The sequence below is a fragment of the Cedecea sp. B1(4) genome (assembly GCF_059414925.1).
Genome location: NZ_JCAHMZ010000002.1, coordinates 220,575 through 237,942, shown reverse-complemented (window position 1 = coordinate 237,942; position 17,368 = coordinate 220,575). Strand labels below are relative to the sequence as shown.

The following is a 17,368-nucleotide window of genomic DNA, read 5'->3' as shown; positions in this document are numbered from 1 at the left end:
GCCCCCAACGGTTAGATAGCAATCGGCATTTGCTTTGACATTGGACTTTATAATAATGGGGGAATATTTAACACCATTAAGGTGTGCCCACTAAGAGCGACAAAATGTATTTTTAATTTTCACATTGTATTATCACTTCAATACCCTTTCAAAAAAGTGACAATGAGAAATCACTGTTCACCTCGCACAGCAACTTGATATTGATAAGTAATAGTGGCAACCTTTAATGTATAAGTGCCCCAGGAACAGTTGATAAACAGCACAATGGCTTATGGATAATAAATGAACTCTATATACATCGCGAATTTTATAAAAAAAGACAACAACAACCTTGACTTTATCAGGCTACTTTGCGCTTATTTTGTCATTTACTCACACGCCTATGTCCTGGCGCCATCGTTTGGAAGCGATGATATTTTATATAAAACATTCCATTTAGGTGATATTGGTTTTGGGAGTATAGCTGTTAAAACATTTTTTTTGATAAGCGGCATACTCATCACAAATAGCCTAATGTCTAGTGGAAATCTCTTTTCTTTTGTTATTTCACGTTTCGCAAGGATTTATCCTGCATTTTTCGTTGTCGTTGTGATCTCTGCTACCGTCATCGGCCCGCTGATTAGCACCTTGAGCCTCTCTGATTATTTTTCTTCGAATGAGATATGGTCGTACATTTCAAAAACACTCAGACTTAATATTCAATATTTACTTCCAGGCGTATTTAACAATAATGCATTACCGGCCATCAACGGTTCCATTTGGACGATACCAATGGAGGTTAAAGCTTATTTTTATTTAATGTTAACATATCTGTTAAGTATGTTTTTTGGTCACTACAAAAAATATTTCATTGCCTTTATATCAATAGTCATTATTGCTGAACCCTTTACTCCATTTAAAGGTGTTTTCTTGGCCAAAACTGATGTCATTGGTATTTATTTGTTATATCCATTCTTTTCAATTGGTTGCCTTCTGGCACTATTCAAAGAGAATATTAAAACACATCATTTAATATTAATTTCAGTTTCATCACTTATCGCATTCATCATTTTTTCAAAGTCAGAGTTGAACCAAACATTTTCATTTCATTTATTTTCATCTCTATTTTTAATTTACATAGCTTCAACGCCACTTATCAAAAAAATAAAAATCAATAATGACATATCTTACGGTGTTTATCTTTGGGCATTTCCCGTTCAACAATTAATAGCCTCTGCTTACCCTCACTCCCCATACATTAATATGATTATCACCTTCATACTCTCAAGCATATTGGGCTTATTAAGCTTTCATTTAATAGAAAACCCATCAATGGTGGCTGGGAGAAAGATAAAAAAATCACGATTGTTTCTACGTCAGGGACATACGTCGTAACAGCAGCGACATGTAGCTGGATCCGAGAGGAAAGGCAGCATACTGCCCTACATTTACCTGGTTAAAAAAATGTTAAATCGAAAAATAGTGTGGTATAAGGGAAAAGGCCTGAATGTAGGAATTCGAGTAAACGTCGAATGATTTCGAAATGGCTTCTGTAAGTGATTGTAATAGCTTACAAATAAAAAAAAGACCGAACACGATTCCTGTATTCGGTCCAGGGAAATGGCTCTTGGGAGAGAGCCGTGCGCTAAAAGTTGGCATTAATGCAGGCTAAATCGCCTTGCCTCTTAAGAATAGATTACCGGCGCAGGTTTTCCAGTCCGCAACAAAAGTGGTCAGAAAAAAGGCGCAATAAAGGTGACTATTTATGCAAAAACAGCAATATCCCCTTGAGGTTATTGCTGTTTTTTTATGCCAAGAAAAGCGTGTTTTTTATTCACCGCAAAGCTTTTGCGCACGCTCAATGAAGGGTTCGAGACTCATCTTCTGACCAGGATGCTGCGGGTCGTCCACCTGAATAACGCTGATTGGCTGCCCGCTCGTTTTACCGCTCTTGATCTGCTGCTCGGCAATAACGTTCAGCGGGTACTGCATCAACGTACTTGGGTTGATGGCAAACAACGCATTCCCCGCTCTGCAGCTCAACATCACCTCTTCACGGTTGAACGCCCATTTGTCTTTACCCACCTCAAACCGACTCACGGTGATAATTTGCGGGGCAGCCAGCGCAGAACTCGCGCAGGCCAGCAGTAGTAAAGTCAAAATGCTCTTTTTCATGAATCTCTCATATAAACCAGTTTGCGCCGTCAGAACGGCTCCCAGGTAGCATAGATGCTGACAAGCAGCAGTACTCCTACCGATAAAATCACTTCCAGCCACGTAAGCTGAATAAATCTTCGCTGAGCATCGGCCTGAACAACGTCAAAACGCGGCACCAGTATATAGCGGTTGATCAGCGCCAGCATAACCATCACTAGCACCAGCACAACCTTCAGCGCCAGCAATCGAACATAACCACTTTCCAGCGGCAGCGCCCAGCCGAGGATAAGCAAGCTATTCACCACGCCGGTCACCAGGACCGCAGCCACTGCAAGATGCCCATAGCGTGAAAAACGCATCATTGCCGTAATCGCCGGAGTACGCCAGCGCGGCTTATGCGCCATATACATGCAAACCAGCAAAGGCAGCAGGCCCCCCACCCACCAGGCCGCGCTCAGAAGATGAATCGCATGGTTCATCCGCTGAAAGACACCGAGCGCGCCGTCGTGCATTGCGGCATGCCCGACGCCACCCAGCATAATTAGCTGCGCCGCGGCTAACAGCAGTAATAACCCCGGCATTGCCCGAGGAGCGATCAGCACAGCGGCTAGCGTGGCCAGTCCCAGCAATAGCTGCCATATCCAGACTGAACCAAAGCGAGTCGTCAGCACCGCCTGCCAGACATCCGGCGAGAGAGTATCGCGCCAGCCGTCACCCATTTGCCCGGCCTGAGCCATAAATAGCAGGCAGGCGCTAATGAGCGACAGCCAGACGGCAGGCCGCCACTGCGCCCTGAGGCGACGCACAAGCACGGGTTTAAACTGCTGCGGGGCAAGGAGCGAACAGCAGATGGCGCTGCCAAGCAGCACCATCAAGGCAGTGAAATGGATAAAACGCAGCGCGATGTAAAACGCCGACAGCATGGCGATTACTTCACGGAGAAGTGATAATTACCTTTAGTTTTGTGCCCGTCGACCGACACAACATGCCAGTCCACGGAGTAATCACCCGGTTTCAGGGCTTCTTCAACCGGCACAATCAGCTGTTTGTTGTCGGTCTCAGCAACCTTCACTTTCCCGGTCTTCACGGCAGATTTCTGCGGGCCGGTCACGGTCACGCCACTGAAGCCAGGCTCCACACCTTCAGAGAAGCTCAAGGTTAGCGACTGCGGCGATGCAGTCACGGCGGAATCTGCCGCCGGCGACTGCTGCTTAAGGTGCGCGTGTGCAAACACGGCTGGAGAAACGGCCATAGCAGTGACAAATGCCGCCACGGTTGCGATGCGGGAGGAGATGAACGCCATATTAACTATTCCTTTTTGTTATGTGTTGAGGCGGCAAGGATACCCCCGCGTTCATACCAAGTCGAGACGGGAAAAGCTATTGTTGCTTGTCATCCGGGGCGCAAAACAGTAACTTCTGCGCTGACATTGCAGGAGGATATGATGAGCTACAATCTCGCCGATTTACCCCAGGAAGAAATGGATAAAGTTAACGTCGACCTTGCCGCTGCCGGCGTGGCGTTTAAAGAGCGCTATAACATGCCCGTAGTGGCTGAAATGGTGGAGCGTGAGCAACCTGAACACCTGCGGACCTGGTTCCGTGAAAAGTTGATTGCCTATCGTCTGGCCTCGGTTAATCTTTCCCGTTTGCCGTATGAACCGAAGCAAAAATAAAAAATTAAGAATTTTCTCTTTGATTCAAAACTAGTGCTACTCTCTTCCTTGTTCAGTTGACCACAAGCTTTGGCTCATCCCTCACGATTGCAGGACGCAATCGTTGGATGAAAGATTAAGGAAGAACCTATGCCACGCTGGAATGTTGCCGCTGCGCAATACGGTGCCGTTGCCGGAAGTTATCAGGCCAACATCGACCACCATCTCGATTTCATTCGCTGTGCCGCCGAAGAAGGCATCGACCTTCTGGTTTTCCCTCATCTCTCTTTATCCGGATTACGCCCCGACAACCATCCTCCGGCGTTTACCGATCCGCTGTTCGACCCGCTCAGCGAGGCTGCTCGCAGCTACCATATGACCGTTATCGTCGGCATGTCACTCCGTGACGAGGCGCATAGCGCCGCCGGTATGGTAGGTTTTCTGCCGGACGGGTCGCGTATCGCCTGCTGCAAACGTCCCGCAGAGGCTATCAATGTAAACGCGCAAACACCCGTCGCACCACTTTTCGGGCAACGTTCCCGCAATATTGCCCTGGCCGTTTGCGCCCAAAGCGATGATGAAGCCTGGCCCCGAAGCGCAGCTGATATCGGTGCCGATCTTTACGCCACCGGCGCCGCAATGACAGAACTAAGCTACCAGCAAGATGAGATGTATATGCAACGCTGGGCGCACAAATATGGACTCACCATTTTGCAGGCCAATTACGCCTGGTCCGGGGCAGAACTTCGCTCTGCAGGCCGCAGCGCATGTTGGGATAATTTAGGCCAGCTAGTCGTCAGGGCCGACCAGGGTGAATTGCTGGCGATTGGCCGCCGGGATGAGAGAGGTTGGCACGGCGAGGTCATTCCTTTACGCTAGTCGCCTGAGGCCTGTTAACGGAGACTGCGATGCTGCGCATTATTGATACGGAAACCTGCGGATTACAGGGAGGCGTAGTGGAAGTTGCGTCGGTCGATATCATCGACGGCAAAATTGTAAACCCGATGAGCGATCTTGTCCGTCCTGACCGACCAATAAGCCACCAGGCGATGGCCATCCATAAAATTACCGAAGAGATGGTGGCCGATAAACCCTGGATTGAAGACGTCATCCCCCGCTATATCGGAAGCCCCTATTACGTGGCGCACAACGCCAGTTTCGACAGCCGCATGCTGCCGGAAATGCAGGGCGACTGGATTTGCACGGTGAAACTGGCGCGTCGCCTGTGGCCGGGCATCAAATACAGCAACATGGGCTTGTATAAATCGCTAAAGCTGCATGTGGATACACCTGCCGGGCTGCATCATCACCGCGCCTTGTTTGACTGTTATATCACCGCCGCCCTGCTGCTGAGAATTATGGATGTGTCCGGCTGGACCGCAGAAGATATGGTCACGATTACCGGGCGCCCGGCGCTGGTAACCACCATGATGTTTGGCAAATACCGGGGCAAACGCATTGCCGAAATAGCCGAAGACGATCCGGGTTATCTTCGCTGGATGCTTAACAACATCAAGGAGCTAACGCCGGATCTCCGCATGACGCTAAAACATTACCTGGCCGCCAGCGCGGCCGATTAATGCACGCGCCCTGGCAGCGTCCCCTGCGCCAGGGCAATCAGGAAAGCAAACTCCAGTGCCACGCCTTCGTAAGATTTGAATCGCCCCGACTTACCGCCGTGCCCGGAATCCATGTCGGTACAAAGCAGCAGCAAGGTCTCATCCCGCTTATAGTCACGTAGTTTGGCAACCCACTTAGCCGGCTCCCAATACTGCACCTGCGAATCATGCAACCCGGTGGTCACTAACAGATGGGGATAAGCCTGCTCATGAACCTGGTCGTAAGGGCTGTATTGCTTCATATAGCGGTAATATTCTTCATCCTGGGGGTTACCCCACTCTTCAAATTCCCCGGTGGTAAGCGGAATCGACTCGTCCAGCATCGTCGTCACAACGTCGACAAACGGCACCTGAGCCACCACGCCATGGAATAATTCAGGGCGCAGATTGATAGCTGCACCCATCAGCATTCCGCCCGCGCTGCCGCCCATCCCATAAAGCAGTTTAGGATCGCCATATCCTTGCCTGAGCAGATCATCGCACACGTCCAGATAATCGTTAAAGGTATTCATCTTTTTCAGGTATTTACCGTCTTCATACCATTGCTGGCCCAGTTCACCGCCGCCGCGCACATGGGCAATGGCGAAGACAAACCCTCTGTCCAGCAGACTCAAACGGCTGCTGCTAAAGTCAGCATCCATACTGCTGCCGTAAGATCCATAGCCATAGACCAGCAGCGGGCTTTTACCCTGGCGAAAGTGTTTCCGGTGATAAACCAGTGAGACCGGCACCTGAACGCCATCCCGCGCCGTCACCCACAGATGCTCGCTGCGGTAATTGCTAGCGTCAAAACCGGCAACCTGGGTTTGCTTGATAACCCGCCGCTCACCGCTGTCCATATCCAGCTCGAATAGGGTGTCCGGCGTCGTCATTGAAGAGTAACCGTAGCGCAGGTGCGAGGTTTCCGGCTCAGGGTTGTAGCCAAGCCAGGTGACATAGGCCGGATCGTCAAAAGCGATGCCCGTGGACTCACGCGTATGGCGATTAATCTGGCGCAGGCTGGTCAATCCCTGCTGGCGCTCGGCAACCACCAGCCAGTCGCGGAACAGCGTAAAGTCTTCAAGCATGACCTGTTCCCGCGCGGCAATCAGCGTTTCCCACTGTTTTTCGTCCCTCACGGCACTGCGGTAGAGTCCGAAATTTTTACCGTCTTTGTTGGAACGAATGTAGAACCCATGCTGGTAGTGATCGACCGTGTATTCATGATCTTTCCGGCGCGGGGCAAAAACTTGCGGTTCGGCGTCTGCCAGTTCGGCATCCAGTAACAAAGCCTCACTCGTCGTAGCGCTGGCAAGATGGATGACAACAAAATGCTGGGAGGTTGTTTTATGCACGCTGACGTAAAAAGCGTCATCTTTTTCTTCATACACCAGTTGGTCATCGGCCACCGGGTGGCCCAGCGTGTGCCGCCAGACCTGATAAGGCAGTAAGGTTTTGGGATGCTTGCGCACGTAGTAAAGCGTGACGGAGTCATTTGCCCAAACAAAACCGGTCGAGACATTATCCAGCAACTCCGGGTACCAGTTCCCGGTTTTCAAATTGCGCAGACGGATGCCGAACTGACGGCGGGAGAGATAGTCCTCTGCCAGGGCCATCACGGCATTGTCCGGCGTAATGGCAAATCCCCCCATGGTGTAGAACTCGCTATAGGCGGCACGCTGGTTGGCATCCAGCAAAACGTCCCACTCGCCCCACTCTTCTCTGACCGCAGATTGCCGCTGATAAATCGCGTACTCATTCCCTTTGTCATACACCTGGCGGTAGCGATAGCCGTTCTTCACATACGGGGCGGAAACATCGCGAGGAGGAACGCGAGCGATCATCTCTTTGAGCAGTTGATCCTGCAGCGCGCGCTGGCTCTCCATGATCCTTTTCCCGTAATCATTTTCCTGCTCAAGGTATTTCAGCACATCGGGATCGGCGCGGTCATCATCCCGCAGCCAGTAATAGTTATCCGTGCGGGTATCGCCATGCAGCGTCATAGCGTGAGGTATTTTTTTGGCTTTTGGCGGCATCACTTTCATCATTTTCCGTTTAACACCCCGTAAGGGTGGCAAATTCAGCCGGGCTTGCAAGCGGAACATGAAGGATTAAAAGAAAATGCCGGGAGAAACCCGGCACAGGCTGGTTGCAGGAGGATTACACCGCGAGCGGTTGTTTTTGCTGTTGAATATCTTGCTCAATACCGGAGCGGACATCCGGCGGTATGTTTAGCGCATCGCCCAGAGCGCTCAGGTAGCTACGTTCCATAAAGTGATCGATATCGATAGCCGTGCAGCTAAGGTAATAAAGCTCCAGCGCTTCCTCCTCATTTCTCACACCTTGTGCAAGCCCGTGAGGATCTAACGGCCTGTCGATCGCCCGTTCGACGAGCGCTTTACCTTCCCCGTCGATACCGACTTCACGCAGCTGTTGCTCAATAAACTGACGCTCTTTTGCATCGATATGGCCGTCGCTTTTCGCCGCAAAAACCAGCGCGGTAATTAATCTTTCGGTACGAACATCAACCGACGAGTGCGGCTCACTCCAGCCTGTGGAAACGGGCTGGCTCTGGCGAACCCGCTCCTTGTATTTGTTCCATAGCACGCTTCCGGCCACGGCGCCGCCGCCGACCAGAAGCGCACTGGTGCCGTATTTTGTTAACAACTTGCGGGACGATTTACTCGCCAGCAGTAACCCGGCTAATCCGCCCAGCGCCCCCGGCACCAGAAGTTTACCGATCCCTTCAGAGCTATTACCGGCTGCAGGCTGTGAAGATTGAGGAGAAGTAGATTGCCCCAGGAGCGACTGAAGCTGCTGTAACCAGTTATTCATGACGGAGATCCTCTGTTGACTTAACTCGTCGAGAGTAGGTCACAGGACGTCAAGAAACGTCGGACAGCGCTAAAGATGGGAAAAGAATCGCGCCGGCTGCCCGGCGCTTGCACCCAAGCCGAATTAGGCGGCTTTAGTGCGTTTACGTCCAGGGTGCTCGCTGACGTTGTCTTCCGCAGTTGGCGATTGTTCAAGCGCTGAGGACTCTGCGTCTGGCTCAAACTGACTTAATTCAGGCTCTGGCAGCTTGCCGTTTTTCAATACGCCCGCCAGCAGATCCTTGTTTTCCGCCATCCACATCGCCAGGGTGTCGCTCTGCCCTTCATCCAGCGCAATCGGGCTTTGCTGCAGCCAGTCGCCGAGGACTTCAGCCAGATCCAGCATTTTGTCGTAAGCGTCAGCATCCTTTTTACTGGCAAAGGCCATTTTTTCTTGTCCCTCTCTCACTACAACATATTTAATCTCGACCGCCATTTTGCAGCTCCGTTTACCTGTTTATTTATCCAGTATATCGCCATTCATTTTATCACACAAGCCGGAAAGCCGCTGCCAACGCAAACGTTTTCGTTTATACTACTGCGGTCTTTTTCTTTGTTAAGGCTAAATCACATGTCAACGTTGGGAACCGCTCTGCGCCCGGCAGCTACGCGAGTTATGCTGCTGGGTTCCGGTGAATTGGGTAAAGAAGTGGCCATTGAATGTCAGCGCCTCGGGGTAGAAGTTATCGCCGTCGATCGCTACGCAAATGCGCCGGCAATGCACGTCGCACACCGCAGCCACGTCATTAACATGCTGGATGCCGCGGCGCTAAAAGCGCTTGTCGCCGCCGAAATGCCCGATTTTATCGTTCCTGAAATTGAAGCCATTGCCACCGATGCCCTGCTGGAGCTTGAAGCCCAGGGTCAGCGAGTGGTGCCGTGCGCCCGCGCCACCAAACTCACTATGAACCGCGAAGGGATCCGCCGCCTGGCCGCAGAAGAACTCCAGTTGCCCACGTCGAGTTACCGCTTCGCCGACAGTGAGGACGCTTTCCGCCAGGCCGTGCAGGAGATTGGTTTGCCGTGCATTGTTAAACCGGTGATGAGTTCCTCCGGCAAAGGCCAGAGCTTCATCCGCACAGCCGACCAACTGGCAAAAGCCTGGGAATACGCCCAGCTAGGTGGGCGGGCCGGTAAAGGCCGCGTTATCGTTGAGGGCGTGGTCAATTTTGATTTTGAAATCACCCTGCTGACCATCAGCGCCGTTGACGGCGTGCATTTCTGCGCGCCTATCGGGCACCGTCAGGAAGAGGGCGACTACCGTGAATCCTGGCAGCCACAGCAGATGAGCGACATCGCGCTGGCAAAATCGAAAGAGATTGCTGAAAAAGTGGTTACCGCTCTGGGCGGCCACGGCCTGTTCGGCGTTGAGCTGTTTGTCTGCGGCGATGAGGTGATTTTCAGTGAAGTCTCCCCTCGCCCGCACGACACCGGCATGGTGACGTTGATTTCACAGGATCTGTCTGAGTTTGCGCTGCACGTTCGCGCCTTCCTCGGCCTGCCTGTCGGCGAAATTCGTCAGTATGGCCCTGCCGCATCGGCGGTGATCCTGCCTGAGTTGCAAAGCGATAACGTTAAATTTAGTAACGTGGGAGCTGCGCTGGGCGGCGGTTTACAGGTTCGCCTGTTCGGTAAGCCGGAGATCGCAGGTAAACGCCGCATGGGCGTGGCGCTGGCAACCGGTAACAGTGTCGATGAGGCAGTGACAAGGGCCGTGACGTCAGCCGCTCAGGTAAAAGTTGAAGGATAAAAAAATCGCCCTCAAATGAGGGCGATTGAGTCATTGGGCCCGCGTACTGCGGGCTTTTTTATGGCTTACTGCTTAGCGCCCTCTACCGCTTCACGGGCAAGCTTAGTGATCCGGTCGTAGTCGCCCGCCTCCAGCGCATCGGCCGGAACCAGCCAGGAACCACCGATGCACAGCACGCTTTTAAGCGCCAGGTAATCGCGGTAGTTAGCCGGAGAGATCCCCCCGGTTGGACAGAAACGCACCTGAGAGAACGGTCCTGCGATGGCCTGCAGCGCTTTAGTGCCACCGTTGGCTTCAGCCGGGAAGAATTTGAACTCTTTCAGGCCGTAGTCCATCCCCAGCATCAGTTCTGACACGGTGCTGATGCCTGGGATCAACGGAATGGTGCCTTCGGTCGCGGCTTTCAGCAGCGGCTCGGTCAGACCCGGGCTGATGGCAAACTGCGCGCCAGCTTCGGTCACTTCCGCAAGCTGCTGCGGGTTCAGCACAGTGCCCGCGCCGATAATGGCTTCAGGCACTTCTTTCGCAATCGCACGAATGGCATCGATAGCACAAGCTGTACGCAGCGTGACTTCCAGCACGCGGACGCCACCGGCCACCAGCGCTTTCGCCATTGGCACCGCATGCTCCAGCTTGTTAACAACAATAACCGGCACAACCGGACCGGTTTTCAGGATCTGTTCTGCTGTAGTTTTCCAATTTTTCATCTGAGCGCCTCTTAGCCACTTTTAATCTGTTCCGGGCATTACTGCCGCGGGCTTAAAATTTAATGCAGGTTGCGCCTTGTTCAGCGCCCGAAAGCTGTTCGCGCAATGCGCCGAATAACTCCCGACCGGTCCCTACGCGCTCGGCGCTGAGATCCGGGTGATAAGCAGTGCGCGCCGCAAGTACGGCTTCATCGACCAGCAACGTTAGCTCGCCCGTTTGGCCATTGACGCGAATAATGTCGCCATCCTGCACCTTCGCCAGCAGCCCGCCGTCGTATGCTTCCGGGGTAACATGGATTGCGGAAGGCACCTTCCCTGAGGCACCGGACAGTCTTCCATCTGTCACCAGAGCAATTTTGAAACAGCGGTCCAATAATACTCCAAGCGGCGGCATAAGTTTATGCAATTCTGGCATGCCGTTCGCTTTTGGCCCCTGATGGCGGACGACAACAACACAATCGCGGTCCAGTTTGCCGGCTTCAAAGGCAGGTAATACGTCATGCTGACTTTCAAAAATAACCGCCGGCGCTTCAATCACCTGATTTTCTACCGGTACCGCTGACGTTTTCATCACCGCCCGGCCCAGATTCCCGCTCAGCACTTTGGTTCCGCCGTGACGGGAGAACGGTTTTTCCATAGTGGCAATAACGTCGCTATCCAACGGCTGGCTCGCGCCTTCACGCCAGGCAAGCTGACCGTTGTCGAGCCACGGCTCCATGGTGTAGTGATGCAGGCCAAAACCGGCCACGGTGTTAACGTCTTCGTGCAGCAGGCCACCTTTCAGCAGCTCACGCAGCAGCACCGGCACACCGCCAGCCGCCTGGAAGTGGTTAATGTCGGCAGGACCGTTAGGATATAAACGAGCCAGCAGCGGCACAATTTCGGAGATCTCGGAGAAGTCGTCCCAGTTAATAATGATCCCGGCAGCGCGAGCCATCGCAACAAGATGCATGGTGTGGTTCGTCGAGCCGCCGGTAGCCAGCAGTGCAACAATGCCGTTCACCACCACTTTCTCATCAATCATTTTCCCGAGAGGCATCCATTCGTTGCCGTTGCCGGTCAGGCGAGTGACCTGGCGCGCCGCTGCGTCCGTCAGCGCGTGACGCAACTCTGCATCAGGCTGAACAAACGACGACCCCGGCAACTGCATGCCCATAAACTCAACCACCATCTGGTTGGTATTCGCCGTGCCGTAGAAAGTACAGGTCCCCGGCGCGTGATAAGAGGCAGCTTCCGCTTCCAGCAGCGCGAGGCGGTCAACTTTACCTTCCGCATAAAGCTGGCGAATGCGGACTTTTTCTTTGTTCGGCAAGCCGCTGGCCATCGGGCCTGATGGCACAAAGACGGCAGGGAGATGCCCAAAGGACAGCGCGGCCATCGTCAATCCCGGCACGATTTTGTCGCACACGCCAAGATAGAGCGCCCCGTCGAACATGTTATGGGAAAGACCAACGGCGGTAGACATGGCAATCACTTCCCGGCTCAGCAGCGAAAGCTCCATACCATCCTGACCCTGAGTCACCCCGTCACACATCGCCGGGACACCGCCTGCAACCTGCCCCACCGCGCCCACGGAATGCAGCGCCTTACGGATTTGCTCAGGGTAATGTTCATACGGCTGATGGGCGGAGAGCATGTCGTTGTAGGACGTGATGATCGCAATATTGTTACGCAACATGCTTTTCAGCGCCGCCTTATCGTCCGGCTGGCAGGCAGCGAAACCATGCGCGAGGTTACCGCAGGCAAGTTCCGAGCGGTGAACCGTGTTGCTCCGGGCTTTCTCAACGCGTGCCAGGTAGGCTTCGCGCGTTGGGCGGGAGCGTTCGATAATACGCGATGTTACCCGTAACAAATTTGAATGCATAGAAGTTCCTCAGAAAGTGGCTGTTCTCCCGCATTGATACCGTCATGTTTAGAGCTGATGAAAGCAGCTTTGTTGCCCATCGTAGCCCATTAGACTTGATGCCGGGAGCAAAAACGCTTCAGCTAGTGTAAATAAAAAAGCCCCGCGGGTGAATCCACGCGGGGCTATTATTCATAAAAAACTATGCCACTTCTGTGTTAGATCATGTTACCGGTAAAATAAGATCCATTTGTTAGCGACTTTTGACCGGCCATGTTCACAGCCTGTTACTCAAATTCGTTCCAGGAGTGGCCGTCGCGGGTAATCATCGCCACGGAAGCCACCGGCCCCCAAGTACCGGCCTGGTAAGGTTTCGGCGCATCGTTATCCGCAGCCCAGGCTTCGGTAATGGAGTCGACCCATTTCCACGCCTCTTCCACTTCATCACGACGAACAAACAGCGCCTGAATGCCCCGCATGGTTTCCAGCAGCAGACGTTCATAGGCATCTGCCAGGTGAGATTCATTGAAGGTCTCGGAGTAGCTCAGATCCAGCTTGGTGGTTTGCAGGTTATGCTTGTGCTCAAGGCCCGGGACTTTGTTCAGAATCTGAATATCCACACCTTCATCCGGCTGCAGACGGATAGTCAGCTTGTTCTGCGGCAATTCCTGCCAGGAATCTTTAAACAGATTCAGAGCCGGGTTTTTGAAGTAAACCACGACTTCAGAACATTTGGTTGGCAAACGTTTACCGGTACGCAGGTAGAACGGCACGCCGGCCCAACGCCAGTTATCGATATCTACGCGAATAGCCACGAAGGTTTCGGTGGCGCTGGATTTGTTCGCGCCCTCTTCTTCCAGGTAACCAGGCACTTTCTTGCCCTGCGCAAAGCCTGCGGTGTACTGACCGCGCACGGTTTTATCACGCACGTTGGTGCGGTCAATGCGGCGCAGCGACTGCAGAACCTTCACTTTCTCATCGCGAATATGGTCCGCAGTCAAATCAGACGGTGGAGACATGGCAATCATGCACAGGATCTGCAGCAGGTGGTTTTGGATCATGTCACGCATCTGCCCGGCCTGATCGAAGTAACCCCAGCGGCCTTCAATACCCACTTCTTCGGCCACGGTGATTTCTACGTGATCGATAGTGCGGTTGTCCCAGTTGTTAGCGAACAGGGAGTTAGCAAAACGCAGTGCCAGCAGGTTAAGAACGGTTTCTTTACCCAGATAGTGGTCGATACGGTAAACCTGGCACTCTTCAAAGAACTCGCCCACCTGATCGTTGATCTGCTGGGAAGTTTCGAGGGAAGTCCCCAGCGGTTTTTCCATGACGACGCGAGCAGGCTTGGCGTTAAGCTTCGCTTTACCTAACCCTTTGCAGATAGCGCCAAAGGTGCTGGGCGGCATAGCGAAATAGTTGATGGTGACGCGATTCTGCTGGTCGAGCATTTTCCCCAGCTTGGTAAAAGCAGAGGTGTCGTTGACATCCAGGTTACAGAAATCCAGACGACCGCTCAGTTTGTCCCACAGGCTCTCGTCAATCTTCTCTTTCATGAAGGTTTCGAGGGCTTCGCGGACAACTTTGGTGTATGCCTCTTTATCCCACTCTGCGCGGCCAACACCCAGAATACGGGTCTCCGGATGGATTTGACCTGCTTTTTCCAGCTGATACAGGGATGGCAACAGTTTCCGGCGCGCCAGGTCGCCTTTTGCACCGAAAATGACCAGGTCGCACGCCTGGGCTGTTTGCGTTACCGCCATGTTTGTCTCCTCGTTTCGGATATCCCGGCTTTTACCGGCCCTTTGGGGCCCGGATAGCATTAAGCCAGGCACGTCTTGTAATTTTATTACGCTGCAATGTACTGCTTTTGCTGAATCGAGGACAACCGTTAACCCCGGTTTGACCGCCTCAATTGCTAACTTTTCCCACAATGCCGCACTAAAGCGTCATTTACTGGCGTTTTATTGTGCGATGTAACCGTTGCCAAAGTTAGACACCGATCATGTAATGAAAAAAAACAACAACATTACCTGGGCAACTCGCCCTATCACATTTTAGCAAGAGTATATTCTTGCTAAATCGGCCCACGATTTCTTCTGTTGCTGAAATCGCTAAAACCCATGAGTGCCCGCCTTTATGAATATGCTGGAAAAAATCCAGTCACAGCTGGAACACCTTAGCAAATCGGAACGCAAAGTCGCAGAAGTGATTCTTGCTGCGCCTCAGGACGCCATTCACTCCAGCATCGCGACGCTTGCCCGCAGCGCGGACGTCAGCGAGCCCACCGTGAACCGCTTTTGCCGTCGTCTTGAAACCAAGGGCTTCCCGGATTTTAAACTGCATTTAGCTCAGAGTCTGGCGAATGGCACGCCGTATGTAAACCGGAATGTTGATGAAGATGATAGCGTCGAGTCCTATACCGGCAAGATCTTTGAATCCGCTATGGCGAGCCTTGACCGGGTTCGTCAGTCGCTGGATATGTCTGCGGTGAACCGGGCCGTGGATTTGCTTACCCAGGCAAAGAAAATTGCCTTTTTTGGACTCGGTTCATCCGCCGCCGTCGCTCACGATGCTACCAACAAGTTTTTCCGCTTTAATGTCCCGGTGATTTACTCCGATGACGTTGTTATGCAACGTATGAGCTGTATGAATTGTACCGAGCAGGACGTGGTGGTGCTTATCTCTCACACCGGCCGGACTAAAAATCTGGTTGAGCTGGCGCAGTTAGCCCGTGAAAACGATGCCATTGTGCTCGCCATCACATCAGAAGGCAGCCCGCTTGCCCGTGAGGCGACGCTTTCTCTGCTGCTGGATGTACCAGAAGATACGGACATTTATATGCCGATGGTGTCTCGCCTGGCGCAGCTGACCGTCATTGATGTCCTGGCGACGGGCTTTACATTGCGTCGAGGGGCAAAATTCAGGGATAACTTGAAGCGAGTCAAGGAAGCGCTCAAAGAATCGCGGTTTGATAAAGAACGTCTTCTCTCAGGCGATGAACGTTAATTTTTGATAACAAAGTTGTAACTTATTAGGCTGTTCGGTTACGTTGTCATGGGTGTTCACAGCACACCCTGACCTACCGAGTTTTTGTTCACGCAACACCAAGTTGTTTCAGTCAACGGAGTAATACATGTCCAGACGGCTACGTAGAACCAAAATCGTTACCACCTTAGGCCCGGCAACCGACCGCGATAATAATTTAGAAAAAATTATTGCCGCCGGCGCTAACGTGGTGCGAATGAACTTCTCCCACGGCTCAGCTGAAGACCATCAGCTGCGTGCAGATAAAGTGCGTGAAATTGCCGCAAAACTGGGGCGCCATGTGGCGATCCTCGGCGATTTGCAAGGCCCTAAAATTCGCGTATCTACCTTCAAAGAAGGCAAAGTATTCCTTAACCTGGGCGACAAATTCCTGCTGGATGCCAACCTCGGCAAAGGCGAAGGCGACAAAGAGAAAGTGGGCATCGACTATAAAGGCCTGCCGGCCGACGTTGTCCCAGGCGACATCCTGCTGCTCGACGATGGCCGCGTGCAGCTCAAAGTGCTGGAAGTCCAGGGCCTGAAAGTGTTTACCGAAGTGACCGTAGGCGGCCCGCTGTCTAACAACAAAGGGATCAACAAGCTGGGCGGGGGTCTGTCTGCAGAAGCGCTGACCGACAAAGACAAAGCCGACATTGTTACCGCTGCAAAAATTGGCGTTGATTACCTGGCCGTCTCCTTCCCACGCTGCGGCGAAGATTTGAACTACGCACGCCGCCTGGCGCGTGATGCGGGCTGCGATGCGAAAATTGTGGCGAAAGTAGAACGCGCGGAAGCCGTTTGCGACGAAGCCGCAATGGACGACATTATTCTCGCCTCTGACGTGGTGATGGTAGCCCGCGGTGACCTGGGCGTAGAAATCGGCGACCCGGAGCTGGTTGGCATCCAGAAAACCCTGATTCGTCGTGCACGTAAGCTGAATCGTGCCGTGATCACCGCCACCCAGATGATGGAGTCGATGATCACCAACCCAATGCCAACCCGTGCGGAAGTCATGGACGTGGCAAACGCCGTACTCGATGGCACCGATGCGGTGATGCTGTCGGCAGAAACGGCGGCAGGCCAGTATCCTGCTGAAACCGTAACGGCAATGGCGCGCGTTTGCCTGGGCGCAGAGAAAATCCCAAGCATTAACGTCTCCAAGCACCGTCTCGACGTGCAGTTCGATAACGTTGAAGAAGCCATTGCGATGTCCGCGATGTATGCCGCTAACCACCTCAAAGGGGTTACCGCCATCATTTCGATGACCGAGTCCGGGCGTACCGCGCTGATGACGTCCCGTATCAGCTCCGGCTTACCTATTTTTGCGCTCTCTCGCCATGAGCGTACGCTGAACCTCACGTCACTCTATCGCGGCGTGACCCCGGTTTACTTTGACAGCGCAAGCGAAGGCGTCGCCGCCGCTAACGATGCGGTAAACCTCCTGCGTGATAAAGGCTACCTGATTTCTGGCGACCTGGTCATCGTGACCCAGGGCGACGTGATGAGCACCATTGGCACCACCAACACCACGCGTATCTTGTGCGTTGAGTAAGTGTTAGCAGGCATCCCCCGCCTGCTTTCCCCCAGAAACATCCTCATTAAATCAGCGGCGAGTGCCTGACGGTACTCGCCGCTGCGTTTGCACGCCCTGTTTATCCCCCCTGGAGTTATCACGAAATTGTTAACTCTTGAGGAGGATTTAGTAAGTATTCTTTTTATAAAGTGCAGGCATAAATACATGAGGAGCCCCGTTCTTTCCGCCCGGCTCTCCGTTCTCACT

Annotated in this window: 16 protein-coding genes; 7 read left to right on the top strand and 9 right to left on the bottom strand. The window is 52.8% G+C overall.

From position 1 onward, the window contains the following. Positions 1 to 282: 282 nt before the first annotated feature. Positions 283 to 1,374 (top strand): acyltransferase family protein, encoded by a 1,092-nt coding sequence (locus ACR6JA_RS04570; protein ID WP_494492958.1) that lies wholly within the window; start codon positions 283 to 285, stop codon positions 1,372 to 1,374. A 435-nt stretch (positions 1,375 to 1,809) separates the two neighbouring features. Here the strand turns inward: ACR6JA_RS04570 and ACR6JA_RS04565 are convergent, their stop codons facing one another. Genes ACR6JA_RS04565 through yobA form a run of 3 tightly spaced genes read right to left on the bottom strand, consistent with a single transcriptional unit; the run spans position 1,810 to position 3,439 of the window. Then, positions 1,810 to 2,154, bottom strand: a complete 345-nt coding sequence (locus tag ACR6JA_RS04565) for a YebY family protein (protein ID WP_213716646.1) — start codon at positions 2,152 to 2,154, stop codon at positions 1,810 to 1,812. Between the two features lie 29 nt (positions 2,155 to 2,183). Continuing rightward, positions 2,184 to 3,059, bottom strand: coding sequence for a copper homeostasis membrane protein CopD (gene copD / locus ACR6JA_RS04560; RefSeq protein ID WP_213716644.1), 876 nt, complete (start codon positions 3,057 to 3,059; stop codon positions 2,184 to 2,186). Positions 3,060 to 3,064: 5 nt separating this feature from the next. Then, positions 3,065 to 3,439, bottom strand: a complete 375-nt coding sequence (gene yobA, locus ACR6JA_RS04555; protein ID WP_008453980.1) for a CopC domain-containing protein YobA — start codon at positions 3,437 to 3,439, stop codon at positions 3,065 to 3,067. Between the two features lie 141 nt (positions 3,440 to 3,580). Between yobA and ACR6JA_RS04550 the strand changes: the two genes are divergently transcribed. The 3 genes from ACR6JA_RS04550 to exoX all read left to right on the top strand — a co-directional run bounded on the left by ACR6JA_RS04550 (position 3,581) and on the right by exoX (position 5,370). After that, positions 3,581 to 3,811, top strand: coding sequence for a DNA polymerase III subunit theta (locus tag ACR6JA_RS04550; RefSeq protein WP_008453979.1), 231 nt, complete (start codon positions 3,581 to 3,583; stop codon positions 3,809 to 3,811). Positions 3,812 to 3,940: 129 nt separating this feature from the next. Beyond that, on the top strand, positions 3,941 to 4,669 hold the full coding sequence (locus ACR6JA_RS04545) for a carbon-nitrogen hydrolase family protein (RefSeq protein WP_213716642.1): 729 nt from the start codon (positions 3,941 to 3,943) through the stop codon (positions 4,667 to 4,669). A 29-nt stretch (positions 4,670 to 4,698) separates the two neighbouring features. Further along, the gene (exoX, locus tag ACR6JA_RS04540) at positions 4,699 to 5,370 is read left to right on the top strand and encodes an exodeoxyribonuclease X (protein ID WP_008453977.1); all 672 of its coding nucleotides are present in this window, start codon (positions 4,699 to 4,701) and stop codon (positions 5,368 to 5,370) included. Here exoX and ptrB read toward each other — a convergent pair. From ptrB to ACR6JA_RS04525, 3 genes are all read right to left on the bottom strand, one after another. After that, positions 5,367 to 7,424, bottom strand: coding sequence for an oligopeptidase B (gene ptrB, locus ACR6JA_RS04535; protein ID WP_494493255.1), 2,058 nt, complete (start codon positions 7,422 to 7,424; stop codon positions 5,367 to 5,369). The genes exoX and ptrB overlap by 4 nt on opposite strands. Positions 7,425 to 7,548: 124 nt before the next feature. Further along, complete coding sequence (locus tag ACR6JA_RS04530) at positions 7,549 to 8,223, bottom strand: tellurite resistance TerB family protein (RefSeq protein WP_494492957.1); 675 nt, start codon at positions 8,221 to 8,223, stop codon at positions 7,549 to 7,551. A 123-nt stretch (positions 8,224 to 8,346) separates the two neighbouring features. Beyond that, complete coding sequence (locus ACR6JA_RS04525; RefSeq protein ID WP_494492956.1) at positions 8,347 to 8,697, bottom strand: YebG family protein; 351 nt, start codon at positions 8,695 to 8,697, stop codon at positions 8,347 to 8,349. 135 nt (positions 8,698 to 8,832) lie between these two features. Here ACR6JA_RS04525 and purT point away from each other — a divergent pair, with 135 nt between their 5' ends. Beyond that, positions 8,833 to 10,011: a formate-dependent phosphoribosylglycinamide formyltransferase gene (gene purT / locus ACR6JA_RS04520; RefSeq protein ID WP_494492955.1), complete on the top strand. Its 1,179-nt coding sequence runs from the start codon at positions 8,833 to 8,835 to the stop codon at positions 10,009 to 10,011. A gap of 65 nt (positions 10,012 to 10,076) precedes the next feature. Here purT and kdgA read toward each other — a convergent pair whose 3' ends face one another. The 3 genes from kdgA to zwf all read right to left on the bottom strand — a co-directional run bounded on the left by kdgA (position 10,077) and on the right by zwf (position 14,324). After that, entirely contained in the window at positions 10,077 to 10,718 is a 642-nt protein-coding gene (kdgA, locus tag ACR6JA_RS04515; RefSeq protein WP_039304103.1) for a bifunctional 4-hydroxy-2-oxoglutarate aldolase/2-dehydro-3-deoxy-phosphogluconate aldolase, read from the bottom strand. A gap of 52 nt (positions 10,719 to 10,770) precedes the next feature. Continuing rightward, complete coding sequence (gene edd / locus ACR6JA_RS04510; protein WP_494492954.1) at positions 10,771 to 12,582, bottom strand: phosphogluconate dehydratase; 1,812 nt, start codon at positions 12,580 to 12,582, stop codon at positions 10,771 to 10,773. Positions 12,583 to 12,848: 266 nt separating this feature from the next. Beyond that, positions 12,849 to 14,324, bottom strand: coding sequence for a glucose-6-phosphate dehydrogenase (gene zwf / locus ACR6JA_RS04505; protein ID WP_008453964.1), 1,476 nt, complete (start codon positions 14,322 to 14,324; stop codon positions 12,849 to 12,851). Positions 14,325 to 14,700: 376 nt separating this feature from the next. Between zwf and ACR6JA_RS04500 the strand changes: the two genes are divergently transcribed. Further along, entirely contained in the window at positions 14,701 to 15,570 is an 870-nt protein-coding gene (locus tag ACR6JA_RS04500) for a MurR/RpiR family transcriptional regulator (protein WP_008453963.1), read from the top strand. A 127-nt stretch (positions 15,571 to 15,697) separates the two neighbouring features. Beyond that, the gene (gene pyk / locus ACR6JA_RS04495; protein WP_213716633.1) at positions 15,698 to 17,140 is read left to right on the top strand and encodes a pyruvate kinase; all 1,443 of its coding nucleotides are present in this window, start codon (positions 15,698 to 15,700) and stop codon (positions 17,138 to 17,140) included. Positions 17,141 to 17,368 lie beyond the last annotated feature (228 nt).